Source organism: Nocardia sp. NPDC060220 (assembly GCF_042727815.1).
In the GTDB taxonomy this organism is placed as follows: Bacteria; Actinomycetota; Actinomycetes; order Mycobacteriales; family Mycobacteriaceae; genus Nocardia.
In genome coordinates, this window is record NZ_JBHWZY010001251.1 from 1 (window position 1) to 1,466 (window position 1,466).

At 64.1% G+C, this 1,466-nt stretch carries 2 protein-coding genes; both read right to left on the reverse strand.

Translation table 11 applies throughout. From position 1 onward, the window contains the following. A partial coding sequence (locus ACFWF3_RS35765) for a metallopeptidase (protein ID WP_379318577.1) occupies nucleotides 1-1,017 on the reverse strand: 1,017 nt, incomplete at its 3' end. Nucleotides 1,018-1,091: 74 nt separating this feature from the next. Next, nucleotides 1,092-1,466: endonuclease/exonuclease/phosphatase family protein (locus ACFWF3_RS35770; RefSeq protein ID WP_379318579.1), on the reverse strand; the 375-nt coding region annotated here is incomplete at its 5' end.

The window sequence follows — 1,466 nt, forward strand, 5'->3', positions numbered from 1 at the left end:
GTAAGAAACCAGTTCGGTGGTCGTCACGGATGAGCAATTGCGGGTGACACCGGTGTAGTCGAACTTCGGCACGTTCTTCAACGGCATCGACTTGCCCAGTTGGTTGGCCAGGTTACTCAGATTTTCCTGGTCCACCGCGAGCTGCTTTTCGCGCTCGTCATCGATGAACGTAGTCGGTAGACCGGCGCGACGCTTCTCGATCTCGTCCTCGTTGATGTCCTTGCACGACTTGGCGCCCTGGGTGTAGCCCATCTGCACCGCCGTCACCCGCTCGAACGCCGAACCGTGCACGGCGTCGGGATCGTTGGGGTCGCGGTCGCGCACGGCGACGGTCGCGCCGAGCACACCGTTGAGCCCGTCGGTGGTGTTGAGCGTGAAGTGCTTCGAATTGCCTTCTGCCACATGGCGAAGGAACACACCGGCCAGGCAGTCGGCCTGCTGCTCCTTGACCAGCGCATCGGTGAGGAACCCGCGCAGCAGGTCGGCCTGGGACTGGATGGCGTGCCCGTATTCGTGGGCGAGCACCATCACCACCGACATTTCCTTGTACTTGTCGACCAGCAGCGGCAGCAGGACGGTGCGGTCCCAGCCGATGGTGTGGTCGAGCGGGCAGTACGCGGCGTTGACCAGCTTGTAGGTGCTGCTCTTGCAGAACTGCACCGACTCCGACTCCGGCGCCTTCGCCGACCAGGAGATGTACTTCGAGGCGGGCTTGAAATTGCCACGGAAAGTCTTGGAATACTCGGTCTGCCAGTACTCTTCGATGTCGGCGATGGCGTTGAGCGCGAGCTTGTCGATCTTGCCGTTGTCGCCGTTGTCGGCCTTCTTGTCCGTGTCGGGCACACCGGGACGCGACCCGCTGGGACCGGTGGACGACGCCGCGCCCGCCACCTCCCATGGATTGTCCATGATCGGCTGCGCCTGGTCGCTCGCGACAGTTGTCGCCCCGCAACCGGATACGAGCATGCCGATACTCATCAAAGCTGCCATGGTCGCGCCGAACCGATGTCTTCTCATGCGCTGTCCTCCCCAAAAATGACGCGGCCGCCTTGCGGTCCGCGATCGAGCGCTCACATGGTAAACGACTACTGTCACAGGTCCATTCGGATCGTGGCCAGCACCGCGCGATGGTCGGAGCCGGGGATGGTGAGCGTGCGGATCTGTTCGGCCACCCCACCTGCGACGAGGATGTGATCGATCCCGATCACCGGTCCCCACCGGCGATCCGCCGGGTAGGTGAGCAGCACACCGTCGCCGGTCTGGTCGGCGGCCGAGGCGAACGCGCCGTCGAGCAGTGCTCGATAGGCCGAGTGGTCGTGTGTCGCGTTGAAATCCGCGCCGACGATCGCGGGTGCGCTGGTCGCCGCGAGGATCTCGTCGACCCGGCGCATCTCGGCCGACCAGGCAGCGAAGTCGATATTCGGCGGGATCGGATGGAACGCGAAGACCGACATCGGCCCGCGCTG